We start from the raw sequence: 23,209 nt of genomic DNA on the forward strand, positions 1-23,209 counted from the left end.
CCTAGAAAGCTCACAAATAACTAGAACTATTCAGCCGGAATAATTGTACCTTTAAATTTCTCATCAATAAATTGCTTAACAGCTGGGGAATGATAAATTTCAGCAATTTTCTTATACGTTGCATTATCTTTATCCGCTTCACGCGCCGCTAAATTCATAACCGCCAAAGGCTCATCTTTTGGTTCTAAGAATACACCTTGTTTAGCCACATCAATACCAGCACTCATAACATAGTTCATAGGAATGGCTGCCAATGTTACATCATCTAAACTACGTGGCAACTGAGCGGCTTCCAATTCTTTAATAACTAAATTCTTAGGATTAGAAGTAACATCTGCTAACGTCGCTTTAAAGCCTACGCCTTCCTTCAACGTAATAAGCCCTGCCTTAGCTAATAGGGCCAAGCCACGCCCCCCGTTAGTAGGATCATTAGGAATTGCTACTACTGCGCCATTTGGTACATCATTAGCATCTTTAATCGTATTACTATATAAACCCATCCGCATCAAAATTGTTTTGCCAATGGATACTAAATGCGTGTTATTCTGCTTATTGAAGTTTTCCATAAAAGGTACATGCTGATAACTATTCAGCTCTAAATCGCCATCAGCTAAAGCTTTGTTCGGTGTTACATAATCAGAAAATTCAACTAATTTAATATTAATGCCTTCTTTAGCTGCTTCCTTAGCCACCGCTTCTACGACTTCTGCATGTGGCCCCGCCGTCGCACCAATACGAATTTCTTTTGACCCACTATCACTACCACAACCAGCAATGCCTAAGGCCAATACGCCCACTAATACAGGGGCTAACAGTTTTTTTAATTTCATGTGTAATACCTCTCTCTCCTTATGACTACACAATACAAATACGGATTAGACACCTACCATAAGCTAAGTGACTAAGCCTTAAAATTTCGCTGATTCTAAAAATCCCCAAATGAAATCAACTTATGTATTATCCTACCATATAAAGAGGACATAAAACAACCTCATGAGCAAAAATTTATAGACTTCTGTCTCATGAGGTTACTATACTTATTTTCTATCCGCCAAAGCCCCTTCAGACCCTAAGCCATCTTCGTGAATAAATTCTTCGTGAACAACCGGCCGTTTATTCATCCCTAAACCATAATAAAATACAGTAATAATCGCAATAAATAGCCAACCTACTAACAACGATATCCGTGTATCTTCATTCCAAACCATCCCAATTGTTACTAATACTAAAAAGGCTAAGCAAAAATAATTGGAATATGGATATAACGGTGATTTAAAAGGATGTTGGGCTATAATTTCAGCCCCCCAACGCTGTCTAAATTTACGCTGTGCCCCCGCCAATACAAACCAAGACACCATAGCAGGAAATACACTCGCACTGTAAATATATAAGAATAATTTGGAGTCAGGAATTAAATAATTTAACACGACACCAAATAATAAAGATATCATAGATAAATAAATCCCATTACGAGGTACACCTGTATCCGATAATTTAGCAAAAATTTTAGGGGCTTGGCCATTTTTAGCCAATGTATATAACATACGACCGCAGCTATAAATGCCACTATTACAGCCAGACAACGCTGCTGTTAACACCACAAAATTGATAATACCAGCGGCACTAGCAATGCCTACCCGTTGAAAGGTCTGCACAAATGGACTTCCCACAAAACCTAATTCATTCCAAGGATAAATACAAAGAATAACGAAAATAGCGCCTACATAAAAAATTAGAATACGCCATACGATACTCTTTACAGCTTTTACTAGTGTATGTCTTGGATTTTGTGCCTCTCCAGCGGTAATACCAACTAATTCAACACCTTGAAAAGCTGCTGCCACTACACACATAGCCGCTAACATACCACCCCAACCATTAGGCATAAAGCCTCCATGCGCCCATAAATTGGAAAAACCAAGGGCCACACCATCATTACCAAAGCCAAATAAAATCATCATCATACCCACTACAAGCATGAAAACGATGGTGGCTACTTTAATCAGCGCGAACCAAAATTCAAACTCACCATAATACTTAACGGAGGCTATATTAGCAGCTACAATAATAGCCATGCCTACAAAGGCAGAAATCCAATGTGGCAGCTCAGGGAACCAATAACTCATATAAATCCCCACAGCAGTCACTTCAGCTAACCCTACAGAAATCCACATAAACCAATAACACCAAGCAGTAATAAATCCAACATAAGGTGAAATATAGCGATATCCATACGCCGCAAAGGATCCTGGCACCGGCTCCAAATATAGCATTTCCCCCATAATCCGCATGATTAAAAACATAACCACACCACTTAGGGCATAACATAATAAAACCGAAGGACCCGCTGTTTGAATCGTACTAGCCGATCCCATAAATAAACCAACCCCTATAGTACCTCCAAGGGCTATCATCTCAACATGACGGGGCTTCAAATTACGCTCTAAACTTTTTCCCGATTCCATAATTTACTCCTACTCTATTCAGTTAATACTCCTCAATATGTCATCTCCCTGTACACTATCCACTACTATGACTCATAATACACAGCCTAAGCCATTCTTACACTCATATTATAAATAGCTTCCACCTTAAACAAGCATTACCACTTACCGCAATACAGCCGGGAAGCCATGTTCTGCTAAGGTCGCTAACAAGTCATGTACATGTTTTTCATTCATAGTTTCAATCTCTAAGGCCACATGTACATAGCCCACCTCTATATCACGTTGACTACGGTCATGATAAATACTCAAAATATTGGCATTACTATCCGATACTAAGCCAGTAATAGTAGATAACACATGCGGTTTATCCTGTACTACAATATCAAAATACGCTCGGCGCCAAGATTTAACTAAGCCATTGTTAATAATGCGATCTATCATGTTTACGTCAATATTACCACCACTAACTAAAGCTACAACTTTTTTGCCTTCTAAATGACTAATTTTATTATTCACTAACGCCGCCACAGGACAAGCGCCAGCCCCTTCAACGGCTGTTTTAACACGTTCTAATAAAAATAAAATTGATTCTGCAATTTCCGCTTCACTAACAGTCACTACTTCATCTACATATTTTGAAACGATGTCAAAGGTTACTGTCCCTGGTGTACCTACAGCAATACCATCAGCTAAACTTTTTAAAGCCGGTACAGTCGTCACTTTTCCCTCAGCCACGGACTGTTTCATGGATGGCATATTTTGTGTCTGTACACCAACAATCCGAATATCTGGTTTAATCGCTTTAGCCGCCACGGCAATACCTGAAATCAAACCGCCGCCACCAATAGGTACTACAATAACATCCGTATCTGGTAATTCATCTAAAATTTCAAGACCAATTGTTCCTTGTCCAGCAATTACAACGGGGTCATCAAAAGGATGACAAAAAGTAAATCCTTTTTCTTTTTCTAAAGAGCATGCTTTTTCATATGCATCGGCATAAAAATCACCAGCTAATACAATATCAGCGCCATAACTATGAGTCGCTTCAATTTTCGCAATTGGTGCATTAGAAGGCATACAAATCGTTGCTCTGCAACCATATTCTTTAGCCGCCAAGGCCACGCCTTGAGCATGATTCCCTGCAGACGAAGCCACTATGCCCCGCGCCCGTTCAGCCTCTGTCAAAGAAGCCACTTTATTATAGGCCCCACGCAATTTAAAAGAACCAGTTCGCTGAAAATTCTCCATTTTCAAATGAACTTCACAACCACAACGCTCACTCAATGATGTCGACTGCATGATAGCCGTTCGTTGTGCCACTCCCCGTAAGCGCTGCTGCGCTTCTTTAACCATGTCCAGAGTAACTAATGGTGTTGACATGTTAATCCTCCTCATCAAAATAAACCGTCAATGGAGCTCTCTCTGGCATATAGCGATATTTATATTTAGAATACCCAACCATAATCGCCCCTGCTACCCTATACCCTTCAGGTAATCCTAATAATTCTAATAATGGTTCATATCCCGTTTGTGCACAAAATTCTACAAAACCAGACCAGCAACTTCCTAAACCCAATGAAGGTGCCATTAATTCTGCATAAGTAAGAGCAAAATGACCATTATCACGGCCCCGTTCTACTAATTCGTCCTTAGCTATGGCTAATACTAAAGCGGGTGCTTTATGTAAGATAAAGTCACGCCCTGTACGATTATAGCGTTTTGCATTATATGCATAAATTCGCATACGACTATTTTCTTTTCCCAGCTCGCTCATCCAGTTCATTACAGCCTCGCTAATCGCTTGCAAAGTAGCTTTATTTTGAATTACTCGATACGAAATTCCCTGACTATTAGAGCCTGTTGGTGCCATACGGGCTACATCAAGCAACTTCGTAAGTAATTCCTTAGGAACTGGTTTATCACTAAATGTACGAATGGAACGACGATACCGCAAAAAATGCGCAGCTTCCTCTGCACTAGGCACGGTATACGCACCCACTGATAACTGCTCCGAGCGAGGTGTAATTGAATAATCAATCGCCTCTGTAGGACAAACGGCTACACAATGGCCACAAGAAATACAACTACCACGACCTGCTGCAGGTCCTTCTTCCTTCATTACTAACAATCCAGTTGGACACTCGGTCACACACATATTACACTGTATACAGACATCTGTACGTACAGAAAAACTCATTATACCTGCCTCCATTCGTATTACTACGCCTAAATTATACTCCTAAAATTCAATTTTGTATACCCTATACGAACACTCTTCTCGTCTTATAGAATATATAATCTATAAGCATTTCATACATTACTTTATAAAATACACTGTATAAATTTTCTCAAATCAATTACAATAAAGATAATGATATTATACCGTAAAGGAGCTTATGCATGGATATCCTAACTACTAAGCAATTAGCTTTTCAAAATACTATTTTCTATCCTGATTTGACCATCCCTCAAGGGAAAATGACCTTTTTGCAAGGTCCTAGTGGCTGCGGTAAAAGTACATTATTTCATTTATTTAATAGTACTGTCAACCCGTCCCAAGGTTCTATTTACTTCAAAGGCGACAATATCGATACTTTACATCCGTTGACACTGCGTCAACATATAGTATTAGTAAATCAAGAGGTGTTCTTATTCGACGGTACCATACAAGATAATTTTGAAACCTTTCATACCTACCGTAAGTCAACTTGTCCAACCAAGGCTGTTATGGATGAATATTTGCATATTGCAGTCGCCCCTTTTACTATTGAACAAAATGTAACTAATTTATCTGGTGGCGAACGCCAGCGTGTATTTAATGCAATTATGCTCTCCTTAGATGCGGAAATTTATATGTGGGACGAGCCTAGTTCTGCTCTAGATTCAGCGACAGCGGTAACCTTCTTTGAACGGCTTAAAGAACACATGATTACTCATACGAAAACCTGTTTAGTAATCTCCCACGATGATGGTTTATATCCCAAATTCAGTGATCATTTGATCGTTTTAAAAGATAAAGAAACGGCTAAAGAACTCGCCATAAAGAATCATACCCATCAAATACAATAGAAAGAGGTATATTATGTCAGAAGCAATTACTATGCAATTAAGTGGTTTTCTATCCATTTATTTACTCCTACTCATAGTTGTTGGCGTCTTCAAATACTGCCATATAGATCAAACTAAATTTCTCCTCTTAGGGACTATTCAAATGACAGTACAGCTGATTATTGCCGGCTATGTACTCTTATATATTTTTCAAAATCCATCGCCCCTATACATTCTTGCTTACTTATCTTTAATGATTGGTTTTGCTGTCTTTAGGACATTACGCAAAAATCCTTGGCTCAATCGGCGCTTCCAATATATAACAGCCGCCTCGATTATCATCACATGTCTAACAATTGTACTATTTATGTTAGTCGTAGTTATTCAAAAAAATATTCTCATTCCTCAATATATCATTCCTATTAGCGGTATGCTTGTGAGCGCCACTATGAATGGTGCTACTTTAGCCCTAAAAGCCTTTAAAGAAGCCTTAGATAGCAATAGACATCAAATTGAAGTGCTCCTCAACATAGGTGCTCACCCTGCTAAAATCTTACGTCCCTTTATTAATCAAGCCCTTGAAACTGCCTTTCTGCCAACAATTAACTCCATGGTCGGCATGGGAATTATCGCCTTGCCGGGTATGATGACAGGGCAAATTCTAGCTGGTGCTATGCCAAATGAAGCGGTACTATACCAAATTACTATTATGGTGGCTAATTGCACTACCGTTTGTTTATCTGCCTTCTTATTGCTCTACTTTGGAGCGCGTACTTTGTGGAATAAAAAATATCAGCTTTAAGTTAAGAGGTCTCACATACTTCATACATGGAAAAAGGATAGTGTGCCAGATACACCTGCGTTCTTACGAACAAGGGCGCTTACTGACACACTATCCTTTTATTTTATTACTACATTTATGCTGTATTTACTATACTGAAAAACGAATTGAGAAAAAAGAAAATTTATATTGCTTATTTACTATCATCTCTATCTGTAAAGATAATATTAGGAATCTCACGTTTCTTAGTATCTACATAGGCTTTTTGATAATAATCTTTAATATGTTGTTGTACTTCTTCTTTTAACGTAGAAATATCGCCATCTTTAATTCGATGTAACACAGTTTTCCCGCTTACTAAGGTATCATTATCTTTATTATAATTATACTCTAATCCATTTTCATCAACATATAACACTCCATCACGTTCTGTAAAAGTAGTATCTCTCATATCATGGGCTACATGTCTAAACTCATATGATGGCTCAACTTTAGGCAATAAACCTTGTCTATTCGGCCCATCAGGCGTGAAAAAAGTTATCCACCGATCACCGCGTTCATACTCATCTCTATTTAAGAACTTACTCCCTTTATAGTCATATTTATATTCTCTAAAATTAGATGTATACGTATGATCACTAGTCTTTTCAAACGTCACTACATAAATTCTATCCTGATTGTACTCATAATTAATCCCATCATTATTTGTTGTAACTGGGGTCTGAATATATCCCCATGAACCAGAAAAGTCTTGTGAGCTTCCTAAATTTCCACCACAGCCACTAAGAAGGAACATAATTACCAATCCTATAGCCATCATCATATAGGTAATATATCGTTTCATCTTAAATCCCCCCTTACGCTGCTTGTCGACGACGGAAAATAACATAACCAACACCAGCTAGTATAGCAATCACTACAATACCGCCAATAATTCCACCAAAACTACTTTCCTTTTTAAATTGGAATTTGATAGTATCACCAGCTGCATAGATTACCGTGTCATCATCTTTCAAAAGCCCCTTGCCAACACTTTCCTTGATGATAGTGCCTTCGACTTCAATAGTAGTTGCTCCAGACGCTTTACCCAAATTGAACGTATATACATCGGGATCATCACCATACGGATAAATAACATTAATCTTCGAATCCGAATCTCTACCAAACACTGCAGCACTCATTTGTGCTAATTCATCTTTATTAGCAAATTTAGCTTCTAATTTCCAAGTCTGCGCTTGTACCCCTGGTTTATCAGCATCTAATTCTTTACCATCAGGGCCAATCGCTTCTAATTTAATTTTGTTTATATCAATTTGTGGTTTATTTTTTGAATTTTGAGTCACAGCACTTAACAAATCACCTTTGCTAATAGGCATTGGCGCTTGAATCGTAGCATCCCATTCACCACTAAAATCTGAATCCACCTTAATTTCAGATGTCACTTGCGCACACCCTGCTGCCACAAAGGCAAATAAGGCTAAACAAAGTAACAATAATCGTTTCATACATTTCACTCCTTACTTAAAATAACCCCATTAAAACGAACAGAAAAATTCATTCTTTCTTCATTTGACCCTATTGTATCATTAATAAGAATTAGAAATCAATACGTAAAACGAGTACTCCTATATATGCCCCTTCTTTCAAACAAAGGGCTAATTCATAGAAATACTCGTTTTGCTTATACAGCCTTACTGCAAAGATATCACGTTGTGTATCATCTGAAGCAGATTATGAACGAAGCTCAAACTAAAGCAAGTTACGACCAACAGCCTTCAAAAGATATTTATGGCAAAAACCTTCTTTTAAAACAACAGCAAGCTGCTGAAGCTATTTTACATATAAAACAGCCCAGCCGAATTATTACCTTAGGCGGCGACTGCTCTATTTCACAAGTCCCTTTTGATTATCTACATGGGCAATATCCCCAAAACACGGCTATCTTATGGTTAGATGCACACCCAGATATTATGACCCCCAAAGAATTTGACCATGAACACGCCATGGTGCTTGGCAACTTATTGGGGCATGGTGCACCTGAATTCGCCCAAATGATACGGCATCCATTTACAGCCAATCAAATCCTCTATGTTGGCCTTGTTGAACACAGTTTATTAGACTTCGAAAAAGAGTTTTTACAACATCATCAATTATCCTATCTCACACCACAACAATTAACCTCTAGTGAACCCCTAGTCCACTGGCTCACCAAACATAATATAAAACAATTACTGGTTCATTTAGACTTAGATGTGTTAAGCCCAACAGATTTCCGTAGTCTCCTTTGCAATCAGCCCCATCAAGGCCCCGTCGATTATGCAGTCGGTGAAATGACCTTAGCACACATTGTGCACCTACTAATAAATGCTTCAAAAGTCGCCGACCTAGTAGGTCTCTCCATTGCAGAATATCTACCTTGGGACATAATTAACTTAAGAAACGAACTAAGTAAATTACCTATTTTTAAATAAAAATACTCCTCCACAAACAAAAAATACTCCATAACTCAAGCGACTTGTTCGTAAGAACTCGGAACTTGAGTATGGAGTATTTTTTAAACCTTATTTATTGGATACAGGGCGATCAACCGTACTTTCATCATTGAAAGCATCTTTATCAAAAGTCCCCATAAGTTTATCTACCACAATTGCATTTGTCATAGAACCACTTACATTAAGCATTGTACGGCCCATATCTACGATAGGGTCAATAGCTAATACTGGTGAAATCATGCCATAGAAAGCACCAAGACCAGTACCAGACAAGGATACCGATGCCGCCATAGTAGCCGTACCTGGAATCCCTGCAATACCTAAAGAACCAAGAGCAATAACAATTACGCTCATTACATACATAGTAATATCAGGCTGCACACCTGCTACATTAGCAATGTATACGATACAGAGTGCTGGGAAAATACCGGCACAGCCTTGCATACCAGCAGTAGTACCAAAGCTACCTACCGTATTAGCAGTAGTAGCATTAACACCTAAACGTTTAGTCAACGTATCAACCGTTAATGGTAATACGCCCATACTAGAACGAGATGTAAAGGCTAAGAACAATGGTGCTCTAGCTTTACGGAAATACATAATTGGGCTTACACCAAAGATTGTTAACAAAATAGCTTGTACAATCAACATGATGACAACGCCTACGTAAATTAAAACAATAAATAGGCCCATGTCAGCAATAGCTTGGAACCCTTTAGTTGCTAATGTGCTAGCTAATAAGGCCATCACACCGTAAGGCATTAAGCCGATAACAAAATCAGCGACCCAAGAGATAATCAAATGTAATTCATTAAAGAATTTAGTAAATAATTCTAAATCACTAGTACCAGTTTGTTTAATCAAGCGTGCAATACCACCGATGATAACGCCAAATACAACGACTGCAATTACACTTGTATTGGCCATAGCCGCCACTGGATTTTTAGGAATTAAAGCACGAATTGTATCTACTACAGGCTTAACTTCTTTCATCTTAGCAGGCCCATCATTAATAGCTGTCATACCTTCACCTAAGTGAGCTACAGAACCTAACACTAAGCCCACAATAGCAGCAATGGCAACCATAATAAGAGCAACACCGGCTGTGGAAGTAACTAATTTCTTTAAATCAGCACCTTGATTCATGTTTAAAATAATATGAATAATAGAAATAAATACCAATGGAACAACAAGCATTAAAATGAGATCAATGAAGCCCCCACCAATTAAGGAAAACCACTTTGTACTTTCCTTAATGTATACAACCTTCATAGGATCATCAGGGAACTGTGCAATAAACTGTACGGCAAAGCCCAATACAGCCCCTAATACAGTACCAATAATAACAAGCGTCCCAAAAGCAGTTTGACGACGTTGTAAGAAATAAATATAACCTAACAAAATCGCAAACAAGATGAGAATTCCCACGGTTACAGGGGAGCTAATCATCAAAAACTGTTGGAAAAATGGAATATCCACTTCATATCCTCCTATCTTATTCAATTGTGAATGTGACTTTGATATTATAGCATAAGTTATGCGAATTTCCTACTCGTTCAGTAGAAAATCTCAAAAAAATCCGACGACAAATACACTATTAGTGAGCTTGTCGCCGGATATAATTAACACTTAGACACTGCTATTAGTCAACCAAAATAAAGGTTACATTAATAGGTCCATGAACCCCTACAACACGAACTAATTCAATATCAGCTGTATTGGAAGGCCCTGAAATGTGCACGACATTAGAAGGGAATCCTTCAGGATTATCACGATATACTTTTGTTAATGCTGCCATAGATTGTGTCATACGAGGCACAATAGCGTCTGTGCGAATAACAGCAATATGACAAAGTGGTAATAAACCTACAGAACGACCACTTGTTTGATCGCTTGGTTGAATAACTGTTGCCGTTTCAGCAATACCAAGAATTGGGAAGGTAATACCAATTTCAGCTACTTTAGCTTCATCAATATTTGCTTCTCTACCTTTAGCACCATCCCATTCGAAGAAAGTCGCTTTACTGCTATCTACCTTAGCAAACGCTTCTTCTAATTGGTAATGTTTGGATTCTTCACAAGATGGGTAAATAACTTTACCGCCACCACGTTCTTCAATTTCTTTTAAAATTGTTTCCACCACATGTGCTTCATCAGTAGTTACATATTTAGTCCCTACTTTTTCACATTCGGCTTTGAACATATCTACCACTTGCTCATGGGAAAGGTCAGAATACATTGTTTCCTGAGGTCCTTTTTCATAAGGGTAAGGAGCTACAAATGTAGGAATCTCTTTACGACCCAACGCATGAGAAACACGGCTTAAAAATGTTTTACGATTTACATCATCCATTGTCCTATCTCCTTACTTACGTTTTTTGCTAGCTTCATATTCAGCATATACATCGCGGAACTTTTTGAGTTTCAATGTATTCATATCTTTCGCTTTTACCCAGCCACCAACAACTGGTAAGAGCTTAGTCCAATCTGCCATTTGACCATTTTTACTCATCAACTTCATGCCAATAGCACCAAGTTTTGTACCATAGTCAAATAAGAAGGAATTACTAAATACGGTTGCCACAGTTTTGAAAATCGCTTCTTCTGCTGCAGGACGAAGATGTGCCTTATCAGCAATATTCACACGATGTTTCAACAATAATTCATGGAGTGGAATTTTAACTGGACAATGTTCCCAACATTCACCACAAAGTGTAGATGCATATGGTAAATCGCCCGCTTTTTCATAGCCTACCAATAATGGAGTCAATACAGCCCCCATTGGACCTGGATAGATAGAGCCATAGGCATGACCTGTAATGTGACGATATACTGGGCAAATATTCATGCACGCACCACAACGGATACAACGAAGCATGGAGTTAAATTCGCCACCTAAAATATTGGAACGACCATTGTCAATAATTACAATATGTAATTCTTCAGGACCGTCTGCTTCACCGGCTTTAGCTGGGCCAGTAATCATGGAGAAATAGTTGGAAATTTTGGCCCCTACAGAGGAACGAATTAACAATTCCATCATAATATCTAAGCCAGCAAAGTCAGGCACGATACGTTCCATCCCCATAAGACAAATCATAGTCTTAGGCATAGAACTACTCATACGACCATTACCTTCGTTAGATACGATAGTAATTGAGCCTGTTTCAGCTACTGCAAAGTTACAGCCAGTAAAACCAATATCAGCTTTAAGGAAACGATCACGAATACGTTTACGTACGAAACGGGTCATTTCTTCTGGATCTTCTGTTCCTTCATAGCCTAATTTTTCGTGGAATGTTTCACGAATACGTTCACGAGCAAAGTGCAATGCTGGAACTACGATATGAGATGGTGGGTTCCAATCAGCTGTTTGTAAGATAAATTCAGCCAAGTCTGTTTCATTAACTTCTACACCAGCATTCATCAACGCTTCGTTTAAGCTAATTTCTTCAGACACCATGGTTTTACCTTTTACAACCATCTTAGCGTCTTTTTCACGAACCACTTGAAGCACATAATCATTAGCTTCTTTCGCATCGCGAGCAAAATGTACTTTTGCTCCTGCTTTTGTTGCATTTTCAGCAAATTGGTTCAAATAGTAATCTAAGTTGCTTAGCACATGGTCACGAAGTTCTGCCGCTTCATCACGGAATTCTTCCCATTCAGGCACTTGGTCAACCAAGGCTTTACGTTTCGCATAAAAAACATCCTGCGCTTTTTGGATGGCCTTTACCTTAAAGTCATTGGCAAGAACATCGGCAACGCGAGTTTTAAATGGACGTTGATCATATAAAATAGCCATTTTCAGTTCCTCCTAACGACTAGCGAGAATTCAATAATTCTGCAATGTGCATTACTTTAATACGGCGGTCAATTTCACCATCTTTGTAAAGGCGATCAAGCATACCTTCAATATTCATGAGGCAAGCTTGGTCACTACCAGCTACAACATTAGCACCAGAATTATAAATATTCATTGCTTTCTCGCGTGTCATAACAGCAGAAATTTCTGGCTGTTTTACTGTAAAGGTACCGCCGAAACCACAGCACCCTTCTGCACGATTCATTGGTAAGTATTCAAGCCCTTTGATATTTTCTAATAACTTCATAGGTTGCTCTTTAACACCCATCAAACGAGTTACGTGGCAGGATTTATGATACGTTACTTTATCATTAAAGGTAGCCCCTACATCAGTAACGCCTAATACACCTACAATAAATTCAGTGAACTCATAAATACGTTCACTTACTTTAGCCGCCCGTGCTAACCACTCTGGCTCATCAGCCAAAATGTGGCGATATTCATCACGAATCGCAAAGGCACAAGAACCGGACATGCTTACGATATACTCTGCATCTTCAAAGACTTCAATTGTATTCTTGATAGCCCCTTTCGCTGCATCATTATACCCAGAGTTAACAAACATTTGCCCGCAGCATACTTGCTTCTTAGGCACTGTTAAGTCACAGCCTAACCGTTCTAATACCTGTACGCCGGCCATCCCCACATGGGGATAAAACATGTCAATCAAACATTGTGAAAATAAATGAATTTTCATTTCCTCACATCCTCAACTTTCCTACGTACTTACACTTACTTTGATTACCCACACTTGCGCATACTTACTTTCAAAAATTCTTCATGCCAAAGAGATTTAAAACTGTATATTCGCACGGAAATCATCACTAATATTATATAGAATAAAAAAACTTATGTCCAAAGAATTGCGATATTAGCAACTACCTTAACCCATATGCACTACGCGCATACTTGACATATATATAAGTAAAATAAATTTATTACAACTTATTAAAAACAACAGTTTGATAAATACCCTTGAATATTAGGCTTATCTTTACCTTTAACGGCCTGCTACTTCGTGATATAATCAAAGTATTCAAACTGAATTTTTTCGATTACCTATGAAACAAAAAACAATCAAGAAGACTTAGAAAGGAGTTTCATAATGAAAACAAAATCTTTACGATTAGCGGTATTAGCTGCTACTTTATTAACAACTACTTCCTTCGTTAGTCTAGCCGCTGATGAAACAGCGACCGACAACACAACTACAACAGCAGTTACTACAACTACAACAAACACTACGGTAACAACTAAAGAACTCACTGAGGCGGATAAAGAAAAAGCCACCTTAGTTAACGAACTAAATAAAAAGGCAGCCGCTTATGAAGCCGAACAAGAAGCCAAAGGCTTTAAAGATGTAAAAAAACATTGGGCCGCTGTACAAATTAATACATTCTTAGAAGAAGGTATTCTTTCTGGGAATGGTGAAGGCTCCTTCCATCCTGATGAAGCCCTAAAAACTGCAGATGCAGCTTCCCTTTATAACAAATTAATTGCTACGCATCAAACAAAAGAAACGGCTACCACTAAAGAAGATTCCAAAAAATCTAAAAAAACGGAAACACCAGTAGTTAAAGAAATTACAGGAAACGAATTATTAGCACCATTTAGCAAAGCTGAAACGTTAACCCGTGAAGAATTTGCTCAAACAGCGGCTGAATACTTAGCCTACAAAGATGACTTGGCTAAAGCTGCTATCAAGAGCAAAACTAAGGCTAAAGAATATGCTCCTCATATCGTAGTAAAACCAGAAGATGTAACATTCCCAGACGAAAACAAAATCGATAGTGATTATAAGGATGCCGTTATTACCTTAGCTAGCCGTGGTATGATTGCTTCCGGCGGTGAAACAAATTACTTCCGCCCAACTGACGAAATCACACGTGCCGAAGCAGTTGCTATTTTATTCCGCATTGATAAGAATTTACCAATTACTGTAGCGCCAGCTAAAGCAAATACGGCTACAGAAGAAAAGAAAGCTGATAAACAAACCGTAAAGGAAACAAAAGGGGAATCAACCACTAAAAGTACAAGCCAAGCAAATCAATCAATTACGGCTAAACCAACTACGGAATTAGAAGATCAATCAGATCTAGAAAATAAAGTATTCAAAAAACTAAATTCCTTATATAAAACACCTGGTAATTTCCAGAACTTTGGCGTTATGTACTGGAAAAACAATGTTCTACATGTAGCATTCAAAAGTGATGAAGACCTTGCAAAATTTGAAGAAATACTCGCCAAAGATGAAAAAGATAACAGTGATGACAAGCTTGTATTAGCAAAACGCATTCATCTAGAGTCTACGGAATATAGCCAAGCAGAATACGATCGCATTGAAGCAAATTTCCGTACCTTCTATGCGAAAAAACAACCTGCTGGCACAATCCTAGCCGCTTATCCAAGTGTAGCTCACAATCAATTAGTTGTACGAATTGATAAAGGCTTTGATTACATGAATGACTCCATTCGCAATGCCTTTGGTAACAAAGTTCATGTTTTCTTAGTAACAACTGACACAACTAATACTACTAACGCAACAGCTGACTCAGCTACCCGTTAATATAAGGAGTTCTTTTCATGCTTGCAACACGATTACAGCGGCAAGACTTTCTCTACTTGGGAGCCATTGGACTATGGCTCCTATTAGCCTATGGTCTCTTTGTATGGAATTTCCCTATAACAGATACAGTGGAGTCTAATTATGCCTTAAGTGCCGTCAATATGCTGCAACATCACAGCTACTTATCTCCTATGATTTATGACCAATATTGGTATGATAAACCAATTTGGACCTATTGGATGCTCATGGCATCCTTCAGTACTTTTGGCGTGTCAGATTTCTCGGCACGCCTTCCCTTTGTTATATGTGCTGTATTAAATGGCCTAATGATGTACTATGGTGTGTATATCATTACCAAACAGCGCATTGTAGCCCTTTGGAGTGCTATAATACTTGGCACGTCTTTAGAGTTTTGGTACATTAGTCATGCGATTCTAACAGACGGATATTTATTTCTATTCACCCAAGGAATTGTTTATTTTGCCTATCTAGCCTTTGCAGCTATTGAAGACACACAACCTAACAATCAACAACAAAAAGAGGCTCAACATTTCATTATGTTAGCTTATGCCTTTGCTGGCTTAGCAGTCCTAACCAAAGGACCTGTAGGTATCGTTCTACCAGGCCTAATCCTGTTGGCCTATGTATTCTTATTTCAACGAACCAAGTTGGCCTTTAAATTATTAATCAATCCCTATGGTTGGCTTATTTTTGCCATAGTAGCACTACCTTGGTATCTACTCATGTATGCTTACCATGGCATGAGCTTTATTGAAGGTTTTCTTGGGCTTCACAATGTAGTTCGTGCCACTGTACCTGAACATCCAGAGCAAAATTGGTGGTTCCTCTATTTCGTCTTGTGGCCTGTATCCTTACTGCCTTGGACGGGACTTACTATCTATGAATTACGCTATGGCGAACGCACTCGCTGGCACAACTATCTGCTGGTATGGGGCCTTGGTGTCTTTATCTTTTATAATCTAATGGCAACTAAATATCTGACATATACCTTTCTTTGTCTCATTCCATTTATTATATTAACGGCCCAAGGATATCTAACAGCAAAACAGCGTAAAGCACATGCACTGACTTATCGAGCCTTCTGGTTATTATTATTCCCAGTGAGCTTCTTATTTCTAGCGGTCATAATTGCTTTATGGCTTTTAGGGTTACCACAAGCGCAAAATCCACTGAACCCAGCCAATGTAAACATAACTCAATTTATTACCACCCTCACTTTAGGGGGCATCTTAGCACTCCTTCCCTTAGGCTATGCATATTTCAAGGGAAGGCTACCAATTTCCATGAAAAGCACGGCCCTTAGTGCCAGTGTTCTCTATTTATTATTATTATGTTTACTACCACCCATTGTGGATGATGCCTCTACCTCGCACTTAGCGACTAAATTACCATTAACTAAGGAAACTAAAGTTTATTATTATCGCGATTATCGCACATCTTTAGTCTACTATAGCCAACATCCAGTAACACAAATTTTAAATCCTCATGAGGCAGAGTCTATCTGGAGCGAAGGGAAAAATGTAATGCCCGTTGCTACTGTTAACGAAACAACAATAGCAATCCAAGGTCTAACAGATTTTATCATTTGCGTACCACGTAAATATAAGGCAGATTTTTTACAAACAACCTTAGCTCACTATGTCACGGAATGGGGCCAAGTAGAAAACGTAGTTATTTTTAAACCAAAATTCTAATGCTATACATTAATTTAGACCTAAAAAGGCCTAAATCTTTACAATTTCATATTTTGTTTCATCATTTGGGAGGCTTTTATGTCCAAATTTTTCCAAGCAAAACCAGCCGCACTCCTTTGTGCACTTATGCTTACAAATACCACTGTTTGGGCCAACATTGTAACAGATACTGATATTGATGCTACAGAGGCCAGCTATGGTCCTGTACGCGTCGTTAAAGAGGCAAGTAACGAAACAACATTTAGCCCTTTAACCCTCGATTACTATACCAAGAGCAACACAGTACAAGCCCTTGGCAAAGCAACTAAGGCACAACAAGAATCAGCAGTTGAAACAACTGACATCAACAATACCAATAACACCAATAACACCAATAACAAAGATACAAAAAATAAAGTAACCGCCAAGGAAACAGGTTCCATCCAATTGCTACAAGATTTTACTCCGTCCACGGTTACCCCTAATACAGATAGTCCTATTTTTACTGGTACAGCTCAACCATCTGTATTTCAAGAAGCTCGAAAATATACCTTTGTCGATGTACCAGCTGACTATTGGGCGGCCACATCCATTGCCGTGATGACAAATCAACAGCTTATTTCAGGCTACAGTGACAACACCTTTCGTCCAGATAAACCAATCACACGTGAAGAAGTAGCCTCTTTATTTAGTAATCTAATCTCTGATGAATCCCCTGTTATGTTGGCAAGCTCTTTCAACGATATTACCTCTGACCGCTGGTCTGCTAATGCAATCGAACGAGTAGCACAGCTTAATATCATCAGTGGTTATGGTGATAAAACCTATCGGCCTGAACGTTTCATGTCACGCCAAGAATTTGCTGTAGTAGCGGATAATTACATTCATTATTTAGGTTATACTACAGAGGATCCTACAGCCCTTGATTCAATTCACTATAGCGATCAAAAATTCATTGCGCCTTGGGCTCAAGATGCTGTACGAGAACTAGCAAGCCTAGGCTTTTTACACTATCAATCTCGCCTTCTCTTCGGACCTGAAAAATACATTACTCGCGCCGAAGCGACAGAGATTATGTACCGTGTTACAAACAGTAGCTCCGCCGTTGCCTTACGTGAAAAAATCTTACATCAACAGATTGAAAATAAGATGCTGACTTTAGTGGAACGCACCTTTGGCAAAGAATATGTGTTCCGTACTCATGGGGCTATGTTCTGGCAGAACAATAAATTAATAGCCACTTTAAAATCTGAAAATGATGCTAAAAAATTAGGGGCGGCCCTCGCCTTTACTAAAGATAAAACATTAGTTAATAATGTCCAAGTCACTGTAGGGAGCTTAACAGAAATAGAACTTGGAAAATTACAAACTGAAGTAGCTTACTTCTATAATCAACAAGAACCAACTGGCTCTATTATTACCATTACACCAAACAAAAATGCATCAGGCTTAGTCTTAACAGTGGATGAATTAAAAGCAGATACTATCAAAGCCTTTGCTAAAAAATTTGGAAATAAAGTGGAAATTAGCTTGCCTGCTAACAATGGCTAAGAAAAATAAAATAATGACTACACCTATAATTAAATAAACAAAGAGCGCTTTCAGTTCATTCGCGACCAGGCTAGGAAAGATAGCAATGGCCGCTCCATAAACTGTAAGCGCTCTTTTTATACTCCTATAATTAATAAGTCATTATTTTATTTTTCTCCCCTCTATTGCTTAATACATACTAGCTAATTTTCTCCGTAAAGTAGTGATGAAGATAGCATAATTATTGTGGTTCTATTACGTGTTTCAAATCAAATTCGTTTACAAGTGTTTTATAGTAACCCTGTTTCAAAACGGATAACATATAGCGATTGATATCTTCAAAGGTTAATTCTGAATCACCGGCCCTCTTCCTCATAAAGAAGCTGTTGCCGCTACGGCTTCTATTCTAGTAATACACAGTCGCAAAGAAATACGCCACCTTAACAAAATTCTCCCTACTCTATAAACAATATAGTCACCTGCCCCTTGACCATAACTAAACTGGCACAAGCCTCGTATAACAATCCCCCCGCTTAAAAACTGGCGTAGTACCGCTAAACCACATCTATAGTATGAAAAAAATTCCGTTATCTTATTATAGCGACCATTGTTGCAAAGCAACTCTGTGAGCGAATAAGATAACGGAACTTTCTATTTAACACTATTTAATTGGTTTGCGGGCTACACCAGTTTTTACAGCCACTTCTGCTACTGCTTTTGCCACTGCCAATGGAACGCGTTCATCAAACGTATTAGCCACTACATAATCTTCACGAAGATCTTCATCAGCCACCAATTCAGCTAATGCATCAGCGGCTGCCAATTTCATTTCGTCGTTAATTTTAGATGCCTGAACATCAATAGCACCACGGAATAAACCAGGGAATACATTTACGTTATTAATCTGGTTTGGTGCATCACTACGGCCAGTACCCATTACACGTACGCCACAAGCTTTAGCATCATCATACATAGCTTCTGGGTTTGGATTTGCCATAGCAAATACGATAGCATCTTCAGCTAAGTTTTTCAAAATATCTTCTGTAAACACACCGGCTGCAGATACACCAAGTAATACATCAGCACCTTTAGCCACTTCAGCTAATGTACCAGTCTTTTCTTCTTGACCAAGTAATTTAATTAATTCAGCTTGTAAAGAATCAAGACGTTTATAGTTTTTATTAAGTACGCCAGAGCTTACCATTAAAGTAATGTTACGAGCACCAGCTAAATAAAGTAAACGAGCAATGTTTGCCCCAGCAGCGCCAGCACCATTAACAACGATTTTAACTTTACTCAAGTCTTTTTTCACAAAGCGAAGGGCTGCTTTAACCCCAGCTAAACAAGCAATTGCTGTACCATGTTGATCATCATGGAATACAGGAATTTCTAATTCTTCTTTTAAGCGATTTTCAATTTCATAGCATTTAGGAGAAGAAATATCTTCCAAGTTAATGCCTGCAAAGTTTTTCTGCAATAATTTAACAGTATGAACTAACTCATCGGCATCTTTTGTATCTACTACGATAGGCACACAGTCTACATTACCAAAACGTTTGAAAAGTAGTGATTTACCTTCCATTACAGGCATAGCTGCTGCTGCGCCAATATCACCAAGACCAAGTACACGAGTACCGTCAGACACAACGGCTACCATGTTACCACGACAAGTTAAATCAAAAGATAATTCTTCCTTTTCTTTAATGCGTAAGCATGGTTCAGCTACCCCTGGGGTATACGCAACCGATAAATCATGCGCATCCTTTAAAGGATATTTTGTACCAGTAGTTAAAAAGCCACCTAATTCCAATTTCTTTTGCACTGCTTCTTCGCGTACGTCCATGTTTCTGCCTCCTATTGTTTCAAGGTTGGTAGATTTCTACCATAAAAAATTTCAGCCATTTCCTGCTTCAACAACTGATTAATGTGTTTCCGTTCCTTTGGCGTTAAATCTTCCTCCGTAATGCCGAAAAGATAATTATTAATATCATATTCTTTCAGCATCATCTTCGTGTGGAAAATATTTTCCTGATATACGTTAACATCAATCATGTTGTACAGGTTCTTAGTTTTAGCATCAATATAATTTTGAATGGAGTTAATGCGATGATCAATATAGAGCTTTTTCCCTTGCATGTCACGTGTAAAACCACGCACACGGTAATCAAGGCTAATAATATCGGAATCAAAACTACTAATTAAATAGTTTAATGCTTTAAGCGGTGAAATTTGCCCACAAGTAGATACATCAATATCAGCCCGGAATGTACTAATCCCACGATATGGATGACTTTCAGGATATGTATGAACTGTCAAATGGCTTTTATCTAAATGACAAACTACATCTTCTTTCTGAACTTCTTCTTCTGAGATTAAAATCGTAACACTCGCCCCTTGAGGATCATAATCTTGCTTTGCAATGTTAAGGACATTGGCCCCAATAATATGAGACACTTCAGTCAAAATATCCGTTAGCCGTTGTGCATTATACACTTCATCAATGTATTCGATATACTGTCGCTTCTCAGCGTCTGTACGAGTATAACAAATATCATAAATGTTAAAACTCAAGGTTTTTGTTAAGTTATTAAAACCGTATAATTTCATTTTTTTAATCGGTTTTACGGATGTCTCCATAATGTTCTTTACACCTTCCTCATTCAAAATTCGCATAAATACATTATATCGAAAGCATACGTCATATTCAACACTTTCGATATTTTATTTTCGCATACATGACCCTATTTAGTACGGTTTTAACCAAGGTTTTTCCTTTAAGTAATAGAACTGCCCTTGAAAATGACCATTTTCATAAGTCGCTACGGCAAAGGTTCCTCCTGATTTATCCCTAGGTAAGGCTGGACTACCAGGATTAATAAATAAACAACCTTGATGTTCATACATAGCATGGTGATGACTATGACCAGCCACACAGAGCGTAGCGCCCATACTAATCCCTAAAGATACTACTTCTTGAATTCGATTATAAGGCAAAAACTGATCCCCATGTGTCATATACACATAACTATCTTGAAATGGGATCAACTGCTCTCTAGGCTCCAAAGGTTGTTGTCGATCATTATTTCCTCGCACCGCTAATACGGGAACTGTTGTCTGCGTTGCCATATATCGGGCATCATCCCCATAATCACCAGCATGAAGCCATAAATCCAATCCCCAGTCAGCAGTATCTGCTAATATGCTATCAATCACCTCTAAGTACCCATGGGTATCGCTTATAATTCCTATACGATGCACTGTACTCATATACGCTCTCTTACTATTAAATTACTTCTATTAATCACTATACTCTTTTACTAATCTATTTTTAATCTATGTAATAGCTCTTTTAAAGCCAAGCCACGATGACTTATAGCATTCTTCTCCTCCATACTTATCTGGGCCATAGTTTTTTGAAACTGCGGCACATAAAAGTAAGGATCATAGCCAAAACCACCGTCGCCTAACGGCGTATCTTGAATCAAACCTTCACAATAGCCAGTAGCGGTTATTTCCTGCCCATCAGGATACGCTAATACTAATTCACACACATATCGAGCCGTTCGCTTTTCAAAAGGCACTGCTTGCAATTCTTCAATCAGTTTAGCATTATTTGCTTCATCATCACAAGCTTCACCAGCATAACGAGCCGAATATACACCGGGTGCACCAGCTAGGGCATCAACTGCTAACCCACTATCATCAGCCAAACAAGGAAGATTGGTAGCCTTCATATAATACTGTGCTTTGATGCGTGCATTTTCTAAAAATGTCGTTCCTGTTTCTTCTGGCTCTGGCACGGTAACTATATCAGCAAGGCTAACTGCCTCAATCCCTAAAGGTTCTAGTGCTGCTTTAAACTCTCTTATTTTTCCTTTATTGTGCGTCGCTACTACTATTTTCATACGTCGCTCCTATATACTTAGCCGCTTCACCAAGGGCTTCTTTTTGTGCTTTCATCAAGTCATCCGTAGCTTGTTCTGCTAAATCTAATAATTCATTTAGTTCATCACGACTAAATGTGCCATGCTCACCAGTACCCTGCACTTCAATAAGCGCGCCCGAACCGGTACGAACTACATTCATATCTACAACAGCTTTACTATCTTCTTCATAACATAAATCTGTAATAGGCCCTTCAATTCCAATGCCAACGGAAATAGCAGCACAATAATCACGCACTGGATATACACCTTCACCAGTAAATAGTGTATTTACAGCATCTACCAAGGCTACGAACGAACCAGTAATAGCAGCGGTACGAGTCCCTCCATCAGCTTGTAATACATCACAATCCAAAGTAATGGTATTTTCACCTAATGCATCTAAATCTACTACCGCCCGCAAAGCACGACCAATAAGACGTTGAATCTCAACAGTTCGACCTGTCTGCTTACCTTTTGCGGCTTCTCGACTATTACGAGTTTGTGTAGCCCGTGGTAGCAAAGAGTATTCAGCAGTTACCCAACCACGACCTTCACCTTTCATAAAGCGTGGTACCTTAGGCTCTACTGATGCATTACACAACACTTTAGTGTTGCCACATTCAATTAATACCGACCCTTCTGCATAAGCGGTAAAATGACGTGTAATTTTTATAGGCCGTACTGCCTGCGGATTTCTTCCATCAATTCTCATAGTTGTCACTCCTAAAATCTATCTTCCCTCCTATTATATCATATAGATACCTAGTTTTCTCAATATGGAAACCAGTTTTCCACCCCACCAGTATGAGCTTATATATTTCAATTCTAAATACTTAATCAGAAACACGATTATTAGC

Annotated in this window: 22 protein-coding genes; 6 read left to right on the plus strand and 16 right to left on the minus strand. The window is 38.5% G+C overall.

Going from position 1 to position 23,209, the window contains the following annotated elements:
- Positions 1 to 26: 26 nt before the first annotated feature.
- From NFR44_RS07570 to NFR44_RS07585, 4 genes are all read right to left on the minus strand, one after another.
- A complete protein-coding gene (locus tag NFR44_RS07570) occupies positions 27 to 830 on the minus strand; it encodes a MetQ/NlpA family ABC transporter substrate-binding protein (RefSeq protein WP_251443142.1) in 804 nt (267 codons plus the stop codon).
- Positions 831 to 1,037: 207 nt separating this feature from the next.
- Entirely contained in the window at positions 1,038 to 2,465 is a 1,428-nt protein-coding gene (locus tag NFR44_RS07575) for an amino acid permease (protein ID WP_251443159.1), read from the minus strand.
- A gap of 144 nt (positions 2,466 to 2,609) precedes the next feature.
- On the minus strand, positions 2,610 to 3,830 hold the full coding sequence (ilvA, locus tag NFR44_RS07580; RefSeq protein WP_251443161.1) for a threonine ammonia-lyase: 1,221 nt from the start codon (positions 3,828 to 3,830) through the stop codon (positions 2,610 to 2,612).
- 1 nt (position 3,831) lies between these two features.
- A complete protein-coding gene (locus tag NFR44_RS07585; protein ID WP_251443163.1) occupies positions 3,832 to 4,647 on the minus strand; it encodes a nitroreductase family protein in 816 nt (271 codons plus the stop codon).
- Positions 4,648 to 4,850: 203 nt separating this feature from the next.
- Here NFR44_RS07585 and NFR44_RS07590 point away from each other — a divergent pair, with 203 nt between their 5' ends.
- Both NFR44_RS07590 and NFR44_RS07595 read left to right on the plus strand, forming a co-directional pair.
- Entirely contained in the window at positions 4,851 to 5,519 is a 669-nt protein-coding gene (locus NFR44_RS07590; protein ID WP_251443166.1) for an ABC transporter ATP-binding protein, read from the plus strand.
- 13 nt (positions 5,520 to 5,532) lie between these two features.
- Positions 5,533 to 6,300 carry an ABC transporter permease gene (locus tag NFR44_RS07595; protein WP_251443169.1) on the plus strand — a complete coding sequence of 256 codons (768 nt, stop codon included), beginning with the start codon at positions 5,533 to 5,535 and terminating at the stop codon, positions 6,298 to 6,300.
- 172 nt (positions 6,301 to 6,472) lie between these two features.
- Here the strand turns inward: NFR44_RS07595 and NFR44_RS07600 are convergent, their stop codons facing one another.
- Together NFR44_RS07600 and NFR44_RS07605 are read right to left on the minus strand one after the other, a co-directional pair.
- Positions 6,473 to 7,123 (minus strand): hypothetical protein, encoded by a 651-nt coding sequence (locus NFR44_RS07600; protein ID WP_251443173.1) that lies wholly within the window; start codon positions 7,121 to 7,123, stop codon positions 6,473 to 6,475.
- Between the two features lie 13 nt (positions 7,124 to 7,136).
- The gene (locus tag NFR44_RS07605; RefSeq protein WP_251443175.1) at positions 7,137 to 7,784 is read right to left on the minus strand and encodes a hypothetical protein; all 648 of its coding nucleotides are present in this window, start codon (positions 7,782 to 7,784) and stop codon (positions 7,137 to 7,139) included.
- Between the two features lie 228 nt (positions 7,785 to 8,012).
- Between NFR44_RS07605 and NFR44_RS07610 the strand changes: the two genes are divergently transcribed.
- A complete protein-coding gene (locus tag NFR44_RS07610; RefSeq protein WP_251443178.1) occupies positions 8,013 to 8,750 on the plus strand; it encodes an arginase family protein in 738 nt (245 codons plus the stop codon).
- 90 nt (positions 8,751 to 8,840) lie between these two features.
- Here the strand turns inward: NFR44_RS07610 and NFR44_RS07615 are convergent, their stop codons facing one another.
- From NFR44_RS07615 to NFR44_RS07630, 4 genes are all read right to left on the minus strand, one after another.
- Positions 8,841 to 10,250, minus strand: a complete 1,410-nt coding sequence (locus tag NFR44_RS07615) for a cation:dicarboxylate symporter family transporter (RefSeq protein ID WP_251443181.1) — start codon at positions 10,248 to 10,250, stop codon at positions 8,841 to 8,843.
- Between the two features lie 163 nt (positions 10,251 to 10,413).
- On the minus strand, positions 10,414 to 11,124 hold the full coding sequence (locus tag NFR44_RS07620; RefSeq protein WP_251443186.1) for a LutC/YkgG family protein: 711 nt from the start codon (positions 11,122 to 11,124) through the stop codon (positions 10,414 to 10,416).
- Positions 11,125 to 11,136: 12 nt separating this feature from the next.
- Positions 11,137 to 12,576: a LutB/LldF family L-lactate oxidation iron-sulfur protein gene (locus NFR44_RS07625; RefSeq protein WP_251443205.1), complete on the minus strand. Its 1,440-nt coding sequence runs from the start codon at positions 12,574 to 12,576 to the stop codon at positions 11,137 to 11,139.
- Between the two features lie 19 nt (positions 12,577 to 12,595).
- Positions 12,596 to 13,333, minus strand: a complete 738-nt coding sequence (locus NFR44_RS07630; RefSeq protein WP_251443209.1) for a (Fe-S)-binding protein — start codon at positions 13,331 to 13,333, stop codon at positions 12,596 to 12,598.
- A 408-nt stretch (positions 13,334 to 13,741) separates the two neighbouring features.
- On the opposite strand from NFR44_RS07630, the gene NFR44_RS07635 reads away from it, so the two are divergent.
- The 3 genes from NFR44_RS07635 to NFR44_RS07645 all read left to right on the plus strand — a co-directional run bounded on the left by NFR44_RS07635 (position 13,742) and on the right by NFR44_RS07645 (position 18,447).
- Complete coding sequence (locus NFR44_RS07635; protein ID WP_251443212.1) at positions 13,742 to 15,202, plus strand: S-layer homology domain-containing protein; 1,461 nt, start codon at positions 13,742 to 13,744, stop codon at positions 15,200 to 15,202.
- Positions 15,203 to 15,219: 17 nt separating this feature from the next.
- Positions 15,220 to 16,917 carry an ArnT family glycosyltransferase gene (locus NFR44_RS07640; protein WP_251443226.1) on the plus strand — a complete coding sequence of 566 codons (1,698 nt, stop codon included), beginning with the start codon at positions 15,220 to 15,222 and terminating at the stop codon, positions 16,915 to 16,917.
- Between the two features lie 78 nt (positions 16,918 to 16,995).
- Positions 16,996 to 18,447: an S-layer homology domain-containing protein gene (locus NFR44_RS07645; RefSeq protein WP_251443229.1), complete on the plus strand. Its 1,452-nt coding sequence runs from the start codon at positions 16,996 to 16,998 to the stop codon at positions 18,445 to 18,447.
- Positions 18,448 to 18,667: 220 nt separating this feature from the next.
- Here NFR44_RS07645 and NFR44_RS09455 read toward each other — a convergent pair whose 3' ends face one another.
- The 6 genes from NFR44_RS09455 to rph form a co-directional block, all read right to left on the minus strand.
- The gene (locus NFR44_RS09455) at positions 18,668 to 18,802 is read right to left on the minus strand and encodes a hypothetical protein (RefSeq protein ID WP_277612548.1); all 135 of its coding nucleotides are present in this window, start codon (positions 18,800 to 18,802) and stop codon (positions 18,668 to 18,670) included.
- A 285-nt stretch (positions 18,803 to 19,087) separates the two neighbouring features.
- Positions 19,088 to 20,269, minus strand: coding sequence for an NAD(P)-dependent malic enzyme (locus tag NFR44_RS07650; protein WP_251443232.1), 1,182 nt, complete (start codon positions 20,267 to 20,269; stop codon positions 19,088 to 19,090).
- Between the two features lie 11 nt (positions 20,270 to 20,280).
- On the minus strand, positions 20,281 to 21,063 hold the full coding sequence (speD, locus tag NFR44_RS07655) for an adenosylmethionine decarboxylase (protein WP_251443287.1): 783 nt from the start codon (positions 21,061 to 21,063) through the stop codon (positions 20,281 to 20,283).
- 108 nt (positions 21,064 to 21,171) lie between these two features.
- Positions 21,172 to 21,684 carry a metallophosphoesterase family protein gene (locus tag NFR44_RS07660; RefSeq protein WP_308795446.1) on the minus strand — a complete coding sequence of 171 codons (513 nt, stop codon included), beginning with the start codon at positions 21,682 to 21,684 and terminating at the stop codon, positions 21,172 to 21,174.
- Between the two features lie 59 nt (positions 21,685 to 21,743).
- The gene (locus NFR44_RS07665; protein ID WP_251443238.1) at positions 21,744 to 22,331 is read right to left on the minus strand and encodes an XTP/dITP diphosphatase; all 588 of its coding nucleotides are present in this window, start codon (positions 22,329 to 22,331) and stop codon (positions 21,744 to 21,746) included.
- Positions 22,303 to 23,064 carry a ribonuclease PH gene (gene rph / locus NFR44_RS07670; protein WP_251443241.1) on the minus strand — a complete coding sequence of 254 codons (762 nt, stop codon included), beginning with the start codon at positions 23,062 to 23,064 and terminating at the stop codon, positions 22,303 to 22,305. The genes NFR44_RS07665 and rph overlap by 29 nt, the downstream gene beginning before the upstream one ends.
- Positions 23,065 to 23,209: the final 145 nt, after the last annotated feature.

It is taken from the genome of Veillonella intestinalis (assembly GCF_943193155.1).
Lineage (GTDB): Bacteria > Bacillota > Negativicutes > Veillonellales > Veillonellaceae > Veillonella_A > Veillonella_A intestinalis.

What these genes read in the sequence shown, in the direction of transcription:
- NFR44_RS07600 (WP_251443173.1), bottom strand. Translation starts at nt 7,123, where the DNA reads ATGAAACGATATATTACCTATATGATGATGGCTATAGGATTGGTAATT.
- ilvA (WP_251443161.1), bottom strand. Translation starts at nt 3,830, where the DNA reads ATGTCAACACCATTAGTTACTCTGGACATGGTTAAAGAAGCGCAGCAG.
- NFR44_RS07585 (WP_251443163.1), bottom strand. Translation starts at nt 4,647, where the DNA reads ATGAGTTTTTCTGTACGTACAGATGTCTGTATACAGTGTAATATGTGT.
- speD (WP_251443287.1), bottom strand. Translation starts at nt 21,063, where the DNA reads ATGGAGACATCCGTAAAACCGATTAAAAAAATGAAATTATACGGTTTT.
- NFR44_RS07595 (WP_251443169.1), top strand. Translation starts at nt 5,533, where the DNA reads ATGTCAGAAGCAATTACTATGCAATTAAGTGGTTTTCTATCCATTTAT.
- NFR44_RS07650 (WP_251443232.1), bottom strand. Translation starts at nt 20,269, where the DNA reads ATGGACGTACGCGAAGAAGCAGTGCAAAAGAAATTGGAATTAGGTGGC.
- NFR44_RS09455 (WP_277612548.1), bottom strand. Translation starts at nt 18,802, where the DNA reads ATGAGGAAGAGGGCCGGTGATTCAGAATTAACCTTTGAAGATATCAAT.
- NFR44_RS07645 (WP_251443229.1), top strand. Translation starts at nt 16,996, where the DNA reads ATGTCCAAATTTTTCCAAGCAAAACCAGCCGCACTCCTTTGTGCACTT.
- NFR44_RS07605 (WP_251443175.1), bottom strand. Translation starts at nt 7,784, where the DNA reads ATGAAACGATTATTGTTACTTTGTTTAGCCTTATTTGCCTTTGTGGCA.
- NFR44_RS07610 (WP_251443178.1), top strand. Translation starts at nt 8,013, where the DNA reads ATGAACGAAGCTCAAACTAAAGCAAGTTACGACCAACAGCCTTCAAAA.
- NFR44_RS07590 (WP_251443166.1), top strand. Translation starts at nt 4,851, where the DNA reads ATGGATATCCTAACTACTAAGCAATTAGCTTTTCAAAATACTATTTTC.
- NFR44_RS07630 (WP_251443209.1), bottom strand. Translation starts at nt 13,333, where the DNA reads ATGAAAATTCATTTATTTTCACAATGTTTGATTGACATGTTTTATCCC.
- rph (WP_251443241.1), bottom strand. Translation starts at nt 23,064, where the DNA reads ATGAGAATTGATGGAAGAAATCCGCAGGCAGTACGGCCTATAAAAATT.
- NFR44_RS07640 (WP_251443226.1), top strand. Translation starts at nt 15,220, where the DNA reads ATGCTTGCAACACGATTACAGCGGCAAGACTTTCTCTACTTGGGAGCC.
- NFR44_RS07620 (WP_251443186.1), bottom strand. Translation starts at nt 11,124, where the DNA reads ATGGATGATGTAAATCGTAAAACATTTTTAAGCCGTGTTTCTCATGCG.
- NFR44_RS07625 (WP_251443205.1), bottom strand. Translation starts at nt 12,576, where the DNA reads ATGGCTATTTTATATGATCAACGTCCATTTAAAACTCGCGTTGCCGAT.
- NFR44_RS07570 (WP_251443142.1), bottom strand. Translation starts at nt 830, where the DNA reads ATGAAATTAAAAAAACTGTTAGCCCCTGTATTAGTGGGCGTATTGGCC.
- NFR44_RS07635 (WP_251443212.1), top strand. Translation starts at nt 13,742, where the DNA reads ATGAAAACAAAATCTTTACGATTAGCGGTATTAGCTGCTACTTTATTA.
- NFR44_RS07575 (WP_251443159.1), bottom strand. Translation starts at nt 2,465, where the DNA reads ATGGAATCGGGAAAAAGTTTAGAGCGTAATTTGAAGCCCCGTCATGTT.
- NFR44_RS07665 (WP_251443238.1), bottom strand. Translation starts at nt 22,331, where the DNA reads ATGAAAATAGTAGTAGCGACGCACAATAAAGGAAAAATAAGAGAGTTT.